16 protein-coding genes are annotated in these 17,329 nt (G+C 59.5%); 13 read left to right on the plus strand and 3 right to left on the minus strand.

The features are described from left to right. Window positions 1–39: 39 nt before the first annotated feature. The 5 genes from F8N12_RS16775 to F8N12_RS16795 all read left to right on the plus strand — a co-directional run bounded on the left by F8N12_RS16775 (window position 40) and on the right by F8N12_RS16795 (window position 5,420). Window positions 40–798 (plus strand): class I SAM-dependent methyltransferase, encoded by a 759-nt coding sequence (locus tag F8N12_RS16775; protein ID WP_150581446.1) that lies wholly within the window; start codon window positions 40–42, stop codon window positions 796–798. Between the two features lie 96 nt (window positions 799–894). Continuing rightward, a complete protein-coding gene (gene rnhA / locus F8N12_RS16780) occupies window positions 895–1,347 on the plus strand; it encodes a ribonuclease HI (protein ID WP_008028618.1) in 453 nt (150 codons plus the stop codon). 190 nt (window positions 1,348–1,537) lie between these two features. Continuing rightward, window positions 1,538–2,296 (plus strand): DNA polymerase III subunit epsilon, encoded by a 759-nt coding sequence (gene dnaQ / locus F8N12_RS16785; protein WP_150581447.1) that lies wholly within the window; start codon window positions 1,538–1,540, stop codon window positions 2,294–2,296. Between the two features lie 239 nt (window positions 2,297–2,535). Next, window positions 2,536–4,791, plus strand: coding sequence for an Orn/Lys/Arg decarboxylase N-terminal domain-containing protein (locus tag F8N12_RS16790; RefSeq protein WP_150581448.1), 2,256 nt, complete (start codon window positions 2,536–2,538; stop codon window positions 4,789–4,791). A gap of 14 nt (window positions 4,792–4,805) precedes the next feature. After that, window positions 4,806–5,420: a GNAT family N-acetyltransferase gene (locus tag F8N12_RS16795; protein ID WP_150581449.1), complete on the plus strand. Its 615-nt coding sequence runs from the start codon at window positions 4,806–4,808 to the stop codon at window positions 5,418–5,420. On the opposite strand, the gene F8N12_RS16800 is transcribed toward F8N12_RS16795, so the two are convergent. After that, window positions 5,386–6,279 (minus strand): LysR family transcriptional regulator, encoded by an 894-nt coding sequence (locus tag F8N12_RS16800; RefSeq protein WP_150581450.1) that lies wholly within the window; start codon window positions 6,277–6,279, stop codon window positions 5,386–5,388. The genes F8N12_RS16795 and F8N12_RS16800 overlap by 35 nt on opposite strands. An 88-nt stretch (window positions 6,280–6,367) precedes the next feature. Further along, window positions 6,368–6,628, minus strand: a complete 261-nt coding sequence (locus F8N12_RS16805; RefSeq protein WP_150581451.1) for a hypothetical protein — start codon at window positions 6,626–6,628, stop codon at window positions 6,368–6,370. 176 nt (window positions 6,629–6,804) lie between these two features. Between F8N12_RS16805 and F8N12_RS16810 the strand changes: the two genes are divergently transcribed. Both F8N12_RS16810 and F8N12_RS16815 read left to right on the plus strand, forming a co-directional pair. After that, window positions 6,805–7,365: an NADPH-dependent FMN reductase gene (locus tag F8N12_RS16810; RefSeq protein ID WP_150581452.1), complete on the plus strand. Its 561-nt coding sequence runs from the start codon at window positions 6,805–6,807 to the stop codon at window positions 7,363–7,365. Window positions 7,366–7,693: 328 nt separating this feature from the next. After that, window positions 7,694–8,977, plus strand: a complete 1,284-nt coding sequence (locus tag F8N12_RS16815; RefSeq protein WP_150581453.1) for an arsenic transporter — start codon at window positions 7,694–7,696, stop codon at window positions 8,975–8,977. 115 nt (window positions 8,978–9,092) lie between these two features. Here the strand turns inward: F8N12_RS16815 and F8N12_RS16820 are convergent, their stop codons facing one another. Next, on the minus strand, window positions 9,093–10,043 hold the full coding sequence (locus F8N12_RS16820; protein ID WP_150581454.1) for a DUF1853 family protein: 951 nt from the start codon (window positions 10,041–10,043) through the stop codon (window positions 9,093–9,095). A gap of 118 nt (window positions 10,044–10,161) precedes the next feature. On the opposite strand from F8N12_RS16820, the gene F8N12_RS16825 reads away from it, so the two are divergent. From F8N12_RS16825 to pepN, 6 genes are read left to right on the plus strand one after another with little or no spacing between them, the layout of a single operon-like run. Then, window positions 10,162–11,052, plus strand: a complete 891-nt coding sequence (locus F8N12_RS16825; RefSeq protein ID WP_047528343.1) for an NAD(+) kinase — start codon at window positions 10,162–10,164, stop codon at window positions 11,050–11,052. Continuing rightward, window positions 11,052–12,023: a metallophosphoesterase gene (locus F8N12_RS16830; protein ID WP_150581455.1), complete on the plus strand. Its 972-nt coding sequence runs from the start codon at window positions 11,052–11,054 to the stop codon at window positions 12,021–12,023. Before F8N12_RS16825 ends, F8N12_RS16830 begins: the two co-directional genes overlap by 1 nt. Beyond that, complete coding sequence (locus F8N12_RS16835; protein WP_150581456.1) at window positions 12,020–12,889, plus strand: rhomboid family intramembrane serine protease; 870 nt, start codon at window positions 12,020–12,022, stop codon at window positions 12,887–12,889. Before F8N12_RS16830 ends, F8N12_RS16835 begins: the two co-directional genes overlap by 4 nt. A 37-nt stretch (window positions 12,890–12,926) precedes the next feature. Further along, the gene (locus F8N12_RS16840; RefSeq protein ID WP_150581457.1) at window positions 12,927–13,187 is read left to right on the plus strand and encodes a YeaC family protein; all 261 of its coding nucleotides are present in this window, start codon (window positions 12,927–12,929) and stop codon (window positions 13,185–13,187) included. After that, on the plus strand, window positions 13,184–14,014 hold the full coding sequence (locus F8N12_RS16845; RefSeq protein WP_150581458.1) for a DUF2797 domain-containing protein: 831 nt from the start codon (window positions 13,184–13,186) through the stop codon (window positions 14,012–14,014). The genes F8N12_RS16840 and F8N12_RS16845 overlap by 4 nt, the downstream gene beginning before the upstream one ends. Window positions 14,015–14,024: 10 nt before the next feature. Continuing rightward, window positions 14,025–16,682, plus strand: a complete 2,658-nt coding sequence (gene pepN, locus F8N12_RS16850; protein WP_150581459.1) for an aminopeptidase N — start codon at window positions 14,025–14,027, stop codon at window positions 16,680–16,682. Window positions 16,683–17,329 lie beyond the last annotated feature (647 nt).

A 17,329-nucleotide genomic window follows, 5' to 3' on the forward strand; every position in this document is an offset into this window, starting at 1 on the left:
TGGCGCATCTTAGAACTTCCTGACGCGTTGGAGAATGCAATGACTGATAAAGCGTTCGCTCAGGCCGATCCTGACTGGCTGGCCTTGATCAGTGCGGCCCGTGATTGGCTGTCGGGGCCGATCGGGCAATTTTTGCTGGACGAAGAACGGCGCATGCTCGAAGACGAGCTCGGGCGCTTCTTCGGTGGCTATCTGGTGCACTACGGGCCTTCGGCGCAGACCCCGCCGCCGGCGCCGCAGGTGCAGCGCAATGTGCGGCTCGGCGCACCGTTGCCGGGTGTCGAAATCGTTTGCGAAGAGCAGGCCTGGCCATTGAGTGAGCACGCGGCTGATGTCGTAGTATTGCAACATGGCCTGGATTTCTGTCTGTCGCCCCACGGTTTGCTACGTGAAGCGGCGAGCAGCGTGCGCCCGGGAGGGCATCTGCTGATCATCGGCATCAATCCCTGGAGCACGTGGGGGCTGCGCCATGTGTTCGCCAATGATGGTTTGCGCAAGGCTCGTTGCATCTCACCTTCACGGGTCGGCGACTGGCTGAATCTGCTGGGGTTCGCGCTGGAGAAACGTCGCTTCGGGTGCTATCGTCCGCCGCTTGCGTCAACAGCCTGGCAAACTCGTCTGGCCGGTTGGGAGCGCAAGGCCGGTGACTGGCAGCTGTCGGGCGGCGGCTTTTATCTGTTGGTAGCGCGCAAGATCGTGGTGGGACTGCGTCCCCTCCGTCAGGAGCGCCGCGAGCCGATGGGCAAGCTGATTCCCTTGCCGATGGCCAAGGTCAATCGCCGCAATATCGAACCGTAACACCTCTTTTATTTCCGGCCGGGTTCGCCCCGGCCTCGGGCCTCGGGCATCGTTGATCGCAGATCAGTGAGCCACGGCATTTCTGGATAGATTGGCATGAGCGATAGCGTAGAACTTTTCACCGACGGCGCCTGCAAAGGCAATCCCGGCCCTGGCGGCTGGGGCGCGTTGCTGGTGTGCAAGGGTGTCGAAAAGGAGCTCTGGGGCGGCGAAGCCAACACCACCAATAATCGTATGGAGCTGATGGGCGCTATCCGTGGCCTGGAAGAACTCAAGCGTTCGTGCGACGTGTTACTGGTCACAGACTCGCAGTACGTCATGAAAGGCATCAACGAGTGGATGGACAACTGGAAAAAACGCGGCTGGAAGACTGCCGCGAAAGAGCCGGTGAAGAATGCCGATCTGTGGAAGCTTCTCGACGAGCAGGTCAACCGCCACAACGTCACCTGGAAGTGGGTCCGTGGACACATCGGCCATCATGGCAACGAACGCGCCGATCAGTTGGCGAACCGTGGCGTCGATGAAGTGCGCGGGTACAAACAAGCCTGATTTTCCTGCTGACGCACCGCGCTGCGGCCAATCGCCAGCAGGCTAGCTCCCACAGGGGTAGCGGGTGCTCGCAAAACCTGTGGGAGCCAGCCTGCTGGCGATAGGTGCAGCACGGTGTCCCTGAAAGCCCCCTGCGAGCGTGATAACATCCGCGCTTTTGCACGATTGAACCGTTGAGAGCTGAGCACTGATGGCCACCAGATCCGTTGTACTCGATACCGAAACCACTGGCATGCCGGTGACTGACGGCCACCGGATTATCGAAATCGGTTGTGTCGAGTTGATCGGCCGACGCCTGACCGGAAGGCACTTCCACGTTTACCTGCAGCCAGATCGCGAAAGTGATGAGGGTGCCATCGGTGTGCACGGCATCACCAACGAATTCCTGGTGGGCAAGCCGCGTTTCACGGAAGTGGCCGATGAATTTTTCGAGTTCATCAAAGGTGCGCAGCTGATCATCCATAACGCGGCGTTCGACGTTGGCTTCATCAACAACGAATTTGCCTTGATGGGTCAGCACGATCGCGCGGACATTACGCAGCACTGCTCGATTCTCGACACCTTGATGATGGCCCGGGAGCGCCATCCCGGGCAGCGCAACAGTCTCGACACCTTGTGCAAACGCTATGGCGTCGACAACTCCGGCCGTGAGCTGCACGGCGCCTTGCTCGACTCCGAGATCCTGGCCGACGTTTACCTGACCATGACAGGCGGGCAGACCAGCCTGTCGCTGGCGGGCAATGCGTCCGATGGCAACGGTTCAGGAGAGGGGGCGGACAACTCGGCCACAGAAATCCGCCGCCTGCCAGCCGACCGTCAGCCCACCCGAATCATCGCCGCCAATGACGATGATCTGGCGCAGCACGTGGCGCGTCTGGAAGCCATCGCGAAAGCAGCGGGGGCTCCGTCGCTGTGGCAGCAGCTCGCCGAGGCCAAAGCTCAGGCCTGAATCCGTGTAGCAGCTGCCGCAGGCTGCGTCCGGCGCAGCCGGTTGTTCAATTGATTTTTCACCGGCCACCTTGTTGACCCCGACGCAGCCTGCGGCAGCTGCTACAGGTGGGCGAACTTGCAGCCTCGGGGGGGGGCAGTGAACTATCTTGGGGCATTACCCCCTCGCCACATCCGCTTCAACCCTCTACCCTGAGCTCATTGGTGGATCTCGATCCGCCGCCTCAGGACACTGAGCTTATGTACAAGGACTTGAAGTTCCCGGTGCTGATCGTCCATCGCGACATCAAGGCTGACACCGTCGCCGGTGATCGCGTACGCGGCATCGCCAGGGAGCTGGAGCAGGAAGGCTTCAGTATCCTCTCGGCGGTCGATTACACTGAGGGCCGTCTGGTGGCTTCTACGCATCACGGTCTCTCCTGCATGTTGATCGCCGCTGAAGACCCAAGCGCCAACTCCCATCTGCTGCAGAACATGGCTGACCTGATTGGTCTGGCGCGGGTGCGTGCTCCGGACTTGCCGATTTTTGCCCTTGGCGAGCAGGTTACCCTCGAAAACGCCCCCGCCGACGCCATGGATGAACTCAACCAACTACGCGGCATTCTTTATCTGTTTGAAGACACAGTGCCCTTTCTCGCGCGGCAGGTAGCACGCGCTGCACGCAAATACCTCGATGGTTTACTGCCACCGTTCTTCAAGGCGCTTGTCCAGCACACCGCTGACTCCAACTATTCCTGGCACACACCCGGACATGGCGGCGGTGTGGCGTATCACAAGAGTCCGGTGGGGCAGGCGTTTCACCAGTTCTTCGGTGAAAACACCCTGCGTTCGGATCTATCGGTCTCGGTCCCAGAGCTGGGTTCATTGCTCGACCACACCGGCCCGCTGGCCGAGGCGGAAGCGCGTGCGGCGGCTAATTTTGGCGCCGATCACACTTTTTTCGTGATCAATGGCACCTCGACTGCCAACAAGATTGTCTGGCACGCAATGGTCGCCCGCGATGACCTGGTGCTGGTGGATCGCAACTGCCATAAATCGGTATTGCACTCGATCATCATGACCGGCGCGATCCCTCTGTACCTCTGCCCTGAACGCAACGAGCTGGGAATCATCGGGCCGATTCCGCTCAGCGAGTTCAGCCGTGAATCGATCCAGGCCAAGATCGACGCCAGTCCATTGACCAAGGGCCGCGAGCCCAAGGTCAAGCTCGCCGTGGTCACCAATTCGACCTATGACGGCCTCTGCTACAACGCCGAGCTGATCAAGCAAAGTCTTGGCAACAGTGTCGAGATTTTGCATTTCGACGAGGCCTGGTACGCCTACGCGGCGTTTCACGAATTCTTTGCCGGGCGTTACGGTATGGGGACCTCGCGCAGTGAAGAAAGCCCAATGGTGTTTACTACCCATTCCACGCACAAATTGCTCGCGGCGTTCAGCCAGGCGTCGATGATTCACGTGCAGGACGGTGGCATACGGCAGCTCGACCGCGACCGTTTCAACGAAGCGTTCATGATGCACATTTCCACATCGCCGCAGTACAGCATCATCGCCTCGCTGGACGTGGCATCGGCCATGATGGAAGGCCCGGCCGGGCACTCGCTGTTGCAGGAAATGTTCGACGAGGCCCTGAGTTTTCGGCGCGCGCTGGCTAATCTGCGTCAGCACATCGCCGGCGATGACTGGTGGTTCAGTATCTGGCAGCCACCTTCGGTTGAAGGCATCGAACGGGTATCGACGGTTGACTGGTTGCTGCAACCGGACGCGGACTGGCACGGTTTCGCCGGCGTTACCGACGACTACGTTCTGCTTGATCCGATCAGGGTTACCCTGGTGATGCCAGGTCTGACGGCAGGTGGTGCGCTCAGTGAGCGCGGTATTCCCGCAGCGATCGTCAGCAAATTTCTCTGGGAACGCGGACTGGTGGTCGAAAAGACCGGCCTGTACTCGTTTCTGGTGCTGTTTTCGATGGGCATCACCAAAGGCAAATGGAGTACCTTGTTGACCGAATTGCTGGAGTTCAAACGCAGCTATGACGCCAATGTCAGTCTTGCCAGTTGTCTGCCCTGCGTCGTCCAGCAGGACGCCACGCGATACCGCGGCATGGGTTTGCGTGACCTGTGTGACCAGCTGCATGCGTGCTATCGCAGCAATGCAACCGCCAAACATTTGAAGCGCATGTACACCGTGCTTCCGGAAATCGCCATGAAGCCTGCTGACGCTTATGATCACTTGGTGCGCGGCGAAGTCGAAGCGGTGTCCATCGATGCTTTGGAGGGCCGGATTTGCGCCGTCATGCTGGTACCGTATCCACCGGGAATCCCGCTCATCATGCCCGGTGAGCGTTTCACCCAATCGACACGTTCGATCAATGATTATCTGGCGTTTGCCCGAACATTCGACAGTAGCTTCCCCGGCTTTGTCGCCGATGTGCACGGCTTGCAACACGAAGACGAGGGCAATGGGCGGCTTTACACCGTCGATTGCATCAAGGAGTGAGGACGTTTCCCAGCATGCAACCGTTGATTAATCCGAAGTACCCAGGGCTGTCCGTGCGTGTTGCCGATGACGGCTTCGCCGCCTATATCTGGGGTAGCGATTTCAGTTTCGAAGTCGCCGCTTACGGCGCGGCCGAAGTGGGTAAGCCCGTCGATCAGTGGCCGGTGACGCCGATCATTCCGTACCGCAAGTGCTACGGCATTGATCCCGAAGAGTTCGGCAGTTTTCGCGATGCCGCCGACAGCGCTATTTTCATGGCTTATCTGGAAGATGAACCGGTGGGCCATCTGGTGATCAGTACCAACTGGAACGGCTTCGCCCACATCGACGAACTCGCGGTGCACGCACCGGCGCGTCGGCACGGCGTTGCGAAGGCATTGCTGGATGTCGCGCAGTTCTGGAGTCGCAAGAAAAAGTTGCCTGGCATCATGCTCGAGACCCAGAACAACAACCTGGGTGCATGCCGGCTCTACGAACGTTGCGGTTATGTGATTGGCGGTGTCGATCATCTGCGCTATCGCGGCATTGACCCCAATACAGCGGAAATGGCGCTTTTCTGGTACCGACTGTTTGATAACCCGCTGGAAAGTACGCTCAGCTCGATAACATCGCCGCGGCTTGTTCCGTGACGATTTCCAGCAGCGCCTGAGCGGCGGGTGAGGGCTCGGAATTCTTGAGCGTCAGCGCATACAGGCTGATCGGTACCGCGGGTATCAATGGACAGGTATCGAGACCGGCCGACCTCGCGCCGAGCGCGGTGAACGGGTCAACCATCGCCAGGCCTTCGCCAGCCTCGACCATGCTGAGCATCATCTGATGCGTCTGCACGCGGATATGGATCACCGGGGCAGGGCGCAGCATCTGCAGTTTATTGTCGAATGCCGGATTTAGCGGATCCTGGCCCTCGAGGCCGACCATCGCTTGGCCGGCGAGGTCCTGCAGGGCAATGTATTTTTGTTTGGGTTGCAGCCAGCCATGCGGCGCCAGCAACTGCAGTTTGCCTTGGATGATCGGCTGACAATCGATATCCACATGCTGTGGATCGTGCAGGCTGAGGCCCACGTCGCTTTCGCGCAGCAGCAGACTGCGCACGATAGCGCAGGTCGCTTCACTCAGCAGCGTGCAAGGTGCATCGGGAAAACGTCGGCGCAACGCCGCAATGCTTTGCGGCAACAACTGTTGCGCAAGCGGTGGCGAGCAAAGGATTCGAAGGGGCGGCGCGTGATAATGCTTGAGGCTGACGGCCATTCGCTGTATTGGCTCAAGCTTGGCGTACAAATGGGCAATTTCGCCCTGTAGCTCGCGTGCCTCGCGCGTGGGCTGCAACCGGCCGCGCACGCTGGAAAACAGCATGAAACCCAACTCACTCTCGGCGTCGTGCAGCAGATGCTCGACGTCGGCCACTGGCAACTGCAGCCATTCGGCGGCGGTGCCCAGGTGACCGGTCTGCAGCAGCGCCTGGATCACTTCGATGTGGCGTAAACGCATGCGTGAAGTCCATGTCCGGCAGGTGAGGGAGTCAGTGGCTGAATCCTAACTCAAGTCCGCCCATATGACTTCTGCTCATAACGCGAGGTTATGAGGCGACATTGGTTTCCGCTCGGGTGCCGACGTAGGTGTCAGGCTCGCGGGTGATCTGGATGTTTGACTGCACCAGCAAAAACACATTGTCGTCGAGCTTGTTGACACGATCGCCAATGGCCAGTTTGTAGGTGGTCACAGGCGTCGAGCCAGTGAAGCCGTCCGCCGACGGAGTGGATTCCTGGAACTCATGCACGGAATAAACGCGGCCTTCCGCGTCTCTTGCATGGAACTGACCGACGAGTACTGCTGCCATCTGTTTAGAACCTCTGGAGATAATCACTCAATTTGCGGATCTGTAGACCGTGCATGGGCGAGGTAAGTTTTCTTACCGGAAAAAAATAGTCAGAGGACGCATTTTTCACTCGCCCCCCGCTTGGATCGTCATCTATAACTACAGGCTCTTTCCATCGGACAGTCGAGAACATTTACATGAGCAACGTTTACACGATCGCCGTTGTCGTTGGCAGCTTGAGAAAGGAATCGATCAATCGCAAGGTTGCTTTGGCCCTTGCTGACCTGGCACCTGCCCACCTCAAACTCCACATCGTCGAAATCGCGGACCTGCCTCTTTATAACGAAGACATCGATGGCGCTTCACCGCCGGCAGCCTACAGCACTTTCCGACAACAAGTGGGTTCATCCGACGCGTTGCTCTTCGTCACCCCGGAATATAACCGTTCGGTGCCCGCACCGTTGAAGAACGCGATTGACGTTGGGTCGCGCCCCTACGGCCAGAGCTGCTTCAGTGGCAAGCCTGGGGCGGTGATCAGCGTTTCGCCAGGCGCTGTGGGTGGATTCGGCGCGAACCATCATTTGCGCCAATCCATGGTGTTTCTCGACGTGCCGATGATGCAACAGCCGGAAGCTTATCTGGGTGGGGCGGGTACGGCGTTTGATGAAGCCGGGCAACTGTCCGAAACGGTCAGGCCGTTCCTGCAAAAATTCATCGACAGCTATGCCAAGTGGGTCGAGCAACACAAAAAGGTCTAATACCCCACCAGTCACGCTATCTAGCCATGTAGCAGCTGCCGAGCCTGCGAGGCTGCGTTCGGCTACTGCGCTGGCTTGATGAAGCCGTTCAAAAGACTGTTCCGTCTGATTGCGGTGGCACCGGACGCAGCCTCGCAGGCTCGGCAGCTGCTACAGGGGGGGTGTGCGCAGCCTTGCAGGCGCGGCAGCTGCTACTGCGTCCCGGGTGTCCACAACATAGTGCTTTACTGAATATACGAAATTCCATATGTTCTCACCTTGTTTTGCCTGAACGGCCGTCCGGATCGTTCACGGGCGTCGATTTCTCATTCCTCCAAGGCTGCATTGCATGCTAATCGCGTCGTTGATTTTCCTGCTGACCATCACCTTGGTGATCTGGCAACCCAAGGGCCTCGGGGTTGGCTGGAGCGCGTCATTGGGCGCGGTGCTGGCGCTGGTTTTCGGCGCTGTGCACCTCGGTGATATTGCACTGGTATGGCAGATTATCTGGAACGCCACCGGTACTTTTATCGCGCTGATTATCATCAGCCTGTTGCTCGACGAAGCGGGTTTTTTTGCCTGGGCGGCGTTGCATGTAGCGCGTTGGGGGCGCGGTAGCGGGCGCAAGCTATTCGCTTTCATGGTCCTGCTCGGCGCGCTGGTGTCGGCGCTGTTTGCCAATGACGGCGCAGCATTGATCCTCACGCCGATCGTTATTTCGATGTTGCTGGCGTTGCGGTTCTCTGCGGCAGCGACCCTGGCGTTCGTCATGGGCGCGGGTTTCATTGCCGACACGGCGAGCCTGCCGTTGGTGGTGTCGAACCTGGTGAACATCGTCTCGGCCGATTTCTTCAACATCGGTTTCAATCGTTACGCGGCGGTGATGGTCCCGGTAAACGTCGTCAGCGTCGCGGCCACTCTGGGCATGTTGATGTGGTTCTTTCGCCGGGATATTCCCAAGGCGTACGACCCTGAGCAGCTGGAAAGTCCGGCCAGTGCCATCCAGGACAAGGCGACGTTTTTCGCCGGTTGGGCGGTGCTGGCGATTCTGCTGATCGGCTGCTTTGCGCTTGAACCATTGGGCATTCCAATCAGCGCCATTTCGGCGGTGTGCGCGGCGCTGCTGCTGGCAATCGCCGCGCGCGGGCACAAGATATCCACCCGCAAGGTGATCAAGGAAGCGCCGTGGCAGATCGTGATTTTCTCGCTAGGCATGTACCTGGTGGTTTACGGCCTGCGCAATGCCGGACTTACAGATTATCTGGCGGGTTGGCTGAATTCTTTCGCCGGTTATGGGATTTGGGGCGCTGCAATGGGCACCGGGGTGTTGACGGCGTTGCTGTCATCGATGATGAACAACATGCCGACGGTGTTGGTCGGCTTGCTGTCTATCGAAGCGAGCCAGGCGACCGGGGTGATCAAAGAAGCGATGATTTACGCCAACGTGATTGGCAGCGACCTGGGGCCGAAGATTACCCCGATCGGCAGTCTGGCGACGTTGTTATGGCTACACGTGTTGCAGCGCAAGGGTATCCGGATTGGCTGGGGATATTATTTCCAGGTCGGGATCGTGCTGACCGTGCCGGTATTGCTGGTGACGTTGGCGGCGCTGGCGGTGCGGTTGTCTGTTTGAAATTCTGTTGGCCCCATCGCGAGCAGGCTCGCTCCCACATTGGATGTGCGGCGTTCACTGAGTTCTTGTGGGAGCGGGCTTGCTCGCGAAGAGGCCGGCCCTGGCGCCACAAAACTCAGCCATTCCCCGGCACATTCGGCCAGAGATCGGCCACGAGAAAAAGCCGCTCCGCTTCCTCCCAGTCGCCATCACCATTCTCGACCAGACGCACCAGCAACTGTGCGGGGGCCAGTGGTTCCAGAGCCGTTAGCCAGGCGTTCAACTGTTCGGCGCTCCAGGTCTGATCCGCCGGATAATGCGCCGGTGCCAGCCAGGCGTGGCGGGGCAGGGGTTGCCAGCGGCCTGGCGGACGTTGCGCGACAAAGTCCGGCCAATCCTTCTGATGCAACCAACTGCCGCGCAGATGCTGCGGATGGGCACCCGTCGGGGCTTGCGCCTGTCCCGGCCACGGGTACAACAAATAACCACCCAGCCACAGATGCGCACTGAACTGCTGAATATCCAGCGCCGCCAGCACTTCGCGGCTTTCCGGGCGCGCAGAGATCGGCAGTTGATGCTGGCTCAAGTGCGCCAGTTTGCGATCCAGCCGATCATGACAGCCCGGGCCCAGCCACTGCGCGGTGTCCTGCCCATAGCCACCTTGCGGGCCGAGGTAAAGCTTGATCGCCAATTCCAGATGATGCACGCCGTCGCGGTCACGCAGCAGCATGTCCAGCTCGCCCAGCGTGTGGCCTGCGCGCCGGATCGGCAGGTTGGCGGCGATCAGCTCGATGCCCGGCGCGTGCCTCACCGCGTACTGCCACAGCCGTTCGTAATACAGACCCAGGCGTCGGGTTCGTGCCTGGGCCAGCCAGTGCAGCAAGTCGTAACTGTCGTGATCCAGTTGCCGCAGCCATCGCTCAAGCTGTTCGGGCGCCTGCACCCAGTCGCTGCCGGCCAGCGGATGACGCTGTGGCCACGGCGTGACCGCGAGCATCGGCGGCGCGAGGATGACCCACGCCAGGTCGCGGACTTCCGGGTGGCGCAACTGGTGGGGTAACTGCAGCAAATCGGGAAATAGGATCATCTTGCGAGCATAGCCTCAAACCTGAGTGGACCTCTGGGGCTGAAAGGATTTTGTCTATCCTGAGCTTTCGCCCATAATCGTGGTTCTCGCCGTCGCAGACCCTGACTCTAGGAGCCCCATGGAGCAATTTCGTAATATCGGCATCATCGGTCGCCTTGGCAGTTCGCAGGTGCTGGATACCGTCCGCCGACTGAAACGCTTCCTGCTTGATCGTCACCTGCACGTGATCCTCGAAGACACCATCGCCGAAGTCCTGCCCGGTCATGGCCTGCAAACCTCGTCGCGCAAGATGCTCGGTGAAGTCTGTGACATGGTGATTGTGGTCGGCGGCGACGGCAGCCTGCTCGGCGCCGCGAGAGCCTTGGCCCGACACAACATCCCGGTGCTCGGCATCAACCGTGGCAGTCTCGGTTTTCTTACGGACATTCGCCCGGACGAGTTGGAAATCAAGGTTGCCGAAGTGCTCGACGGCCATTATCTGGTGGAAAACCGCTTCCTGCTGCAGGCCGAAGTGCGCCGTCACGCCGAGGCCATCGGTCAGGGTGACGCACTGAACGATGTGGTGCTGCACCCGGGCAAATCGACGCGGATGATTGAGTTCGAACTCTACATCGACGGTCAGTTCGTCTGCAGCCAGAAGGCCGACGGCCTGATTGTCGCGACGCCCACTGGCTCGACCGCCTACGCCTTGTCGGCGGGTGGCCCGATCATGCACCCCAAGCTCGACGCTATTGTGATTGTGCCGATGTACCCCCATACCTTGTCGGGTAGACCGATTGTGGTCGATGGCAATAGTGAGCTGAAAATCGTCGTGTCCAAAGATATGCAGATCTACCCGCAAGTCTCCTGTGACGGGCAAAACCACTTTACCTGCGCGCCGGGCGACACCATCACCGTGAGCAAGAAAGCGCAGAAGCTGCGGCTGATTCACCCGCTCGACCACAACTACTATGAAGTCTGCCGGACCAAGCTCGGCTGGGGCAGCAAGTTGGGTGGTGGAGGCGACTGATGCTCGATCCCGCGCGTAGCTACGACCTGATCGGTGACGTGCACGGTTGCGCTCTGACCCTTGAGCATTTGCTCGACCGGCTCGGTTATCACAAACAAGGTGGCGTCTGGCGCCATGCCTCGCGCATGGCGGTGTTCGTCGGCGACATCATCGACCGCGGCCCGCGGATTCGTGAGGCGCTGCACATCGTCCATGACATGGTCGAGGCCGGTCAGGCGCTGTGCATCATGGGCAACCATGAATTCAACGCGCTTGGCTGGGTCACCCCCGCGCCGCCGGGCAGTGGCAAGCAATTCGTGCGCGAACACACACCCCGTCATGCGCGTCTGCTGGGGGAAACCCTGAAGCAGTTCGAAGACCATCCGGGCGACTGGCACGACTTTCAGCAGTGGTTCTATGACATGCCATTGTTCGTCGATGCCGGCCGTTTCCGCGTGGTGCATGCCTGTTGGGATGCGGGGCTGATCGAGCCGTTGCGGGCGTTGTTCCCGGACGGCTGTGTCGACGAAGCTTTCCTGCAAGCGTCGGCAATTCCCGGCAGCTTCGCCTGCACGGTATTCGATCGGCTGTTGCGCGGTACCGACATGCGTTTGCCCGACGGGCTGACCATGACCAGTGGCGACGGCCTGACCCGGTCGTTTTTCCGTACCAAATTCTGGGAAGACGACCCGCAAACCTACGGTGACATCGTGTTTCAGCCCGACGCATTGCCCGAACCGGTGGCCCTGACGCCGCTGTCTTCCAATGAAAAAAACACCTTGCTGCGCTACGGCGCCGATGAGCCGTTGCTGTTCGTCGGCCATTACTGGCGCAGTGGTAAACCGGCACCGATACGTCCGAATCTGGCCTGCCTGGATTACAGCGCAGTGCTCTACGGAAAACTGTGCGCCTATCGGCTGGACCAGGAAACCCGACTCGATCCGGGCAAATTTGTCTGGGTCGACGTCGAACGCCCGGAGGTGCTGCAATGAGTGCCGTGGCCGTACTGCGCCTGCCGCTGAATGTGGATCTCAGCGGTTTCGTCAAACTGCTGCAACGCATGCAGGTACCGCATCGCGTCAGCGAAGAGAAGGGCGAGCAAGTGTTGTGGGTGCCGGCCCATATCAGTGAAGACGTGCGCTCACTGTATGACCGTTTTCCGGCGGGCGACCCTGATCAGCAAATGGACATTCCGGCTGCGCAGGCTGCTAAGCGCCCGGGCTTTATCGAGCAACTGCGCCATGCCAAGGCGACCGCGCTGGTGCTGATCCTCAGCCTGATCGTCGGCGCGGTCACGCTGCTCGGCGAAAACCTCGAAACCATGCGCTGGCTGACCTTTCTCGATTTCCGCATCGTCGGCGAGTACATCCACTTCGTGCCGTTGGCTGACAGCCTGGCCGCAGGGCAGTGGTGGCGACTGGTGACACCGATGTTGATCCACTTCGGCATTCTGCACCTGGCCATGAACGGCATGTGGTATTGGGAGCTGGGGCGGCGCATCGAGTCGCGGCAGGGCAGCATCAACCTGATCGGCCTGACACTGCTGTTTGCCGTGGCGTCGAACTATGCGCAGTTCGTTTTCAGCGGTCCGACCCTGTTTGGCGGTTTGTCCGGCGTGCTGTATGGCTTGCTGGGGCATTGCTGGATTTTCCAGGTGCTGGCGCCGAACCCGGCTTATCGCCTGCCGCGCGGCGTGCTGGTGATGATGCTGGTGTGGTTGCTGGTGTGCCTGTCCGGGCTGGTCTCGATGATCGGCTTCGGTGAGATTGCCAATGCGGCCCACGTCAGCGGGTTGCTCGTCGGATGCCTGACCGGTTTGTTGGGTGGTTTGTATAACCGCCGTAAACTGGCCGTCTAAAACTGTTACGTGTGTACCAAAAGAGCGCGGAGACCGAATGTCCTCTTTCAACGAAATGATCAATAACATCACCCCCGAAATCTACCAAAGCCTGAAACTGGCGGTGGAGATCGGGAAATGGTCCGACGGCAACAAGCTGACGGCTGAGCAACGAGAACTCTCGCTGCAGGCAATGATCGCCTGGGAAATCCAGAACCTGCCCGAGGACGAGCGCACCGGTTACATGGGCCCGCAGGAATGCAGTTCAAAGTCCATCAGCGTGCCCAACATCCTGTTCAAGTCGGATGCCATCCATTGATCGAGATTGGCCGCGGTGCAATCAGTAAAATGTCGGCGCGCCTTGACGGGCCGCACGTGCAATACGCGTTTCGTCTGGGCGATGCCGAAGTGCCGGTCAATCCGTTGATTGGTAGCACGGTGCGTCTTGAGTTTCTGGGGGCGATCCATTGTTCCCATTGTGGGCGCAAGACCAAAACCAGCTTTAGCCAGGGTTATTGCTACCCGTGCATGACCAAGCTGGCGCAGTGCGATCTGTGCATCATGAGTCCCGAGCGCTGCCACTTCGAGGCTGGAACGTGCCGCGATCCGGAGTGGGGCACAACGTTCTGCATGACCGATCATGTGGTCTATCTGTCGAATTCATCAGGGGTAAAAGTCGGCATCACCCGGGCCACTCAGCTGCCGACTCGCTGGATCGATCAGGGCGCGCGCCAGGCGCTGCCGATCATGCGCGTCTCGACCCGTCAGCAATCGGGTTTCGTCGAAGACCTGTTCCGCAGTCAGGTGGCCGACAAAACCAACTGGCGTGCTTTACTCAAGGGCGAAGCGGTGTCAGTCGATCTGGCACAGGTGCGTGATCAACTGTTCGAGAGCTGCGCGCAAGGTTTGCAGGGTTTGCAGGAACGATTCGGCCTGCAGGCCATTCAGACTATTGCCGACGTAGAACCCATCGAAATCCGTTACCCGGTCGAGCAATACCCGGCCAAGATCGTCAGTTTCAACCTGGACAAGAATCCGATTGCCGAAGGCACGCTGTTGGGAATCAAAGGGCAATACCTGATTTTCGACACCGGCGTGATCAATATTCGTAAGTACACGGCTTATCAGCTCGCCGTGCATCAGTAAGGACTCCAGCATGCGCACCGAACAACCGAAGATGATTTACCTGAAGGACTATCAGGCGCCCGAGTACCTGATCGACGAGACGCACCTGACCTTCGAGTTGTACGAGGACCACAGCCTGGTCCATGCGCAACTGGTGATGCGCCGCAACCCTGAACGTGGCCCTGGCCTGCCGCCGCTGGTGCTGGACGGTCAGCAACTGGAATTGCTGTCGGTCACGCTGGCTGACCGTGAGCTGAGCGAAGCTGACTACCAGATAAGCGAGAACCATCTGACCCTGCGCCCGACCAGTGAAAGCTTTACGGTCGACACCAGCGTCAGGATTCATCCGGAAACCAATACCGCGCTGGAAGGCCTGTACAAGTCAGGCACGATGTTCTGCACCCAGTGCGAGGCTGAAGGCTTCCGCAAGATCACCTATTACCTCGACCGCCCGGACGTGATGAGCACGTTCACCACCACTGTGGTCGCCGAGCAGCACAGTTACCCTGTGCTCCTGTCCAACGGCAATCCGATTGCCAGCGGCCCCGGCGAAGACGGCCGCCACTGGGCGACGTGGGAAGATCCGTTCAAGAAACCGGCTTATCTGTTCGCGCTGGTGGCCGGTGACTTGTGGTGCGTCGAAGACACGTTCACCACCATGACCGAGCGCACAGTGGCACTGCGTATTTATGTCGAACCGGAAAATATCGACAAATGCCAGCACGCCATGAACAGCCTGAAGAGGTCGATGCGCTGGGATGAAGAGGTCTATGGTCGCGAATACGATCTGGACATCTTCATGATTGTTGCAGTGAATGACTTCAACATGGGCGCGATGGAGAACAAGGGCCTCAATATTTTCAACTCCAGCGCCGTGCTCGCTCGCGCCGAAACAGCCACCGATGCCGCGCATCAACGGGTCGAGGCGATTGTCGCTCACGAATACTTTCACAACTGGTCGGGCAACCGCGTAACCTGCCGCGACTGGTTCCAGTTGTCGCTGAAGGAAGGCTTCACCGTGTTCCGCGACGCCGGTTTCTCGGCCGACATGAACTCGGCGACGGTCAAGCGCATTCAAGACGTGGCGTACCTGCGCACGCACCAGTTTGCCGAAGACGCCGGTCCCATGGCCCACGCTGTACGCCCGGACAGCTTCATCGAAATTTCCAACTTCTACACCCTCACCGTGTACGAAAAGGGTTCGGAAGTCGTGGGCATGATCCACACCTTGCTCGGCGCCGAAGGCTTCCGCAAGGGCAGCGACCTGTACTTCGATCGCCACGATGGCCAGGCCGTAACGTGCGACGACTTCATTAAAGCCATGGAGGATGCCAATGGCGTCGACCTGACCCAGTTCAAACGCTGGTACAGCCAGGCCGGCACACCACGCTTGGCGGTCAGTGACTCTTACGATGCCGCCGCAAAAACCTACAGCCTGACGTTCCGCCAGAGCTGCCCGGAAACCCCGGACAAGGTCGAGAAACTGCCGTTCGTGATTCCGGTGGAATTGGGCCTGCTGGATGGTAATGGTGACGACATTGCACTGCGTTTGGTTGGTGAGGCCAGCGCGCAAGGTACGTCGCGGGTGATTCCGGTTACGGAAGCCGAGCAGACGTTCACGTTCGTCGACATCGCCGAACAGCCATTGCCGTCGTTGCTGCGCGGTTTCTCCGCGCCGGTGAAACTGAGTTTCCCGTACACCCGTGATCAACTGATGTTCCTGATGCAACACGACAGCGACGGTTTCAACCGTTGGGACGCCGGTCAGCAGCTATCAGTGCAGGTTTTGCAGGAACTGATTGCGGATCATCAGAACGGCGAAGCGTTGGTACTGGATCAGCGTCTGGTGACCGCGCTGCACAGTGTATTGACTGACGAAACGCTGGATCAGGCGATGGTCGCGGAAATGCTTTCGTTGCCAGGCGAGGCGTATCTGACGGAAATCAGCGAAGTGGCTGACGTCGACGCTATCCACATCGCCCGGGAATTTGCTCGCAAGCAATTGGCGAATAACCTGTTCGAGCCGCTCTGGCTGCGTTATCAGGCCAACCGCGATCTGTCGAAGAAGACGCCTTACGTTGCGCAAGCCGAGCACTTCGCTCGTCGCGCGCTGCAAAACATTGCGCTGTCGTACCTGATGCTCAGCGAGAAAGCCGAAGTGTTGGCCGCGACGCTTGAGCAGTTCGAGACCAGCGACAACATGACCGAGCGCCTGACCGCGCTGGCGGTGCTGGTGAATTCGCCGTTTGAAGAGCAGAAGGCTACGGCATTGGCGACCTTTGCCGAACACTTCAAGGACAACCCGCTGGTCATGGATCAGTGGTTCAGTGTGCAGGCTGGCAGCCCGCTGCCGGGTGGGCTGGAGCGGGTGCGTCAATTGATGCAGCATCCTGCTTTCACTATGAAAAACCCGAACAAGGTCCGGGCACTCGTTGGCGCTTTTGCCGGGCAGAACCTGATCAACTTCCATTCGGCGGATGGGTCCGGGTATCGCTTCCTGGCGGATCTGGTGATTGAGCTGAACGGGTTTAATCCGCAGATTGCTTCGCGGCAATTGGCGCCGCTGACTCGCTGGCGCAAATATGACGACAAGCGTCAGGTGCTTATGAAAGGCGAGCTGGAGCGGATTCTTGCTTCGGGCAACTTGTCGAGCGATGTGTATGAGGTGGTCAGCAAAAGCCTGGCTTGAGGCTGGCTTTGCTTCTGCAGGTTGGCTCTGCAGGAGCGGAGCTTGCTCGCGAAAGCGGTCCGCGGTGCGGCCCGGTGCTTTCGGATGTACTCGACTCCCTGTAGGAGCTGGCTTGCCAGCGATAGCGATGTCTTGGGCGGATAGTTTTTGTGGGTGTACATATCCATTTCTGCGGTGAAGGCGGCTAATGGTTTCGCTTTTACAGCGAGTCACTTGGAAAAGCACCAAGTAACCAAGTGCTCTTGCCCCTGACGTCCGGTGGCTCGCTAGTGCTCGCCATGCCTTCGCTCCGGTCCTGCTCCGTGGGCCCGGCGCGATCGGCCATCCTTGGCCGTGCGCGCCTAACCCGGCATCCTTGCCGGGTTGCCCACTGCGCAGAACCTGCGCTCAGCCTCCCGAGGGGGCGCTAACTGCCACAGCGCGCCGAGGCGGCCTGATAGCCGACCTGGCTACGCAAGTTACGCCAGAACGCAAATCCCTGTAGCAGCTGGCGCAACCTGCGTCCGGCTGCGTAGCAGTCGTAAAATCAGGCGGTGCGGTTTGATAGATAATCGCAAGCGCGATATCGACGACTGCGGCGTCCGATCGCGGCCCGAGCCGGACGTAGGCTGCGCCAGCTGCTACGGGACCTGTGTCGTATGGGACAG

Origin of the sequence: Pseudomonas fluorescens (assembly GCF_902497625.1) — a bacterium.
Classification (GTDB): domain Bacteria; phylum Pseudomonadota; class Gammaproteobacteria; order Pseudomonadales; family Pseudomonadaceae; genus Aquipseudomonas; species Aquipseudomonas fluorescens_BQ.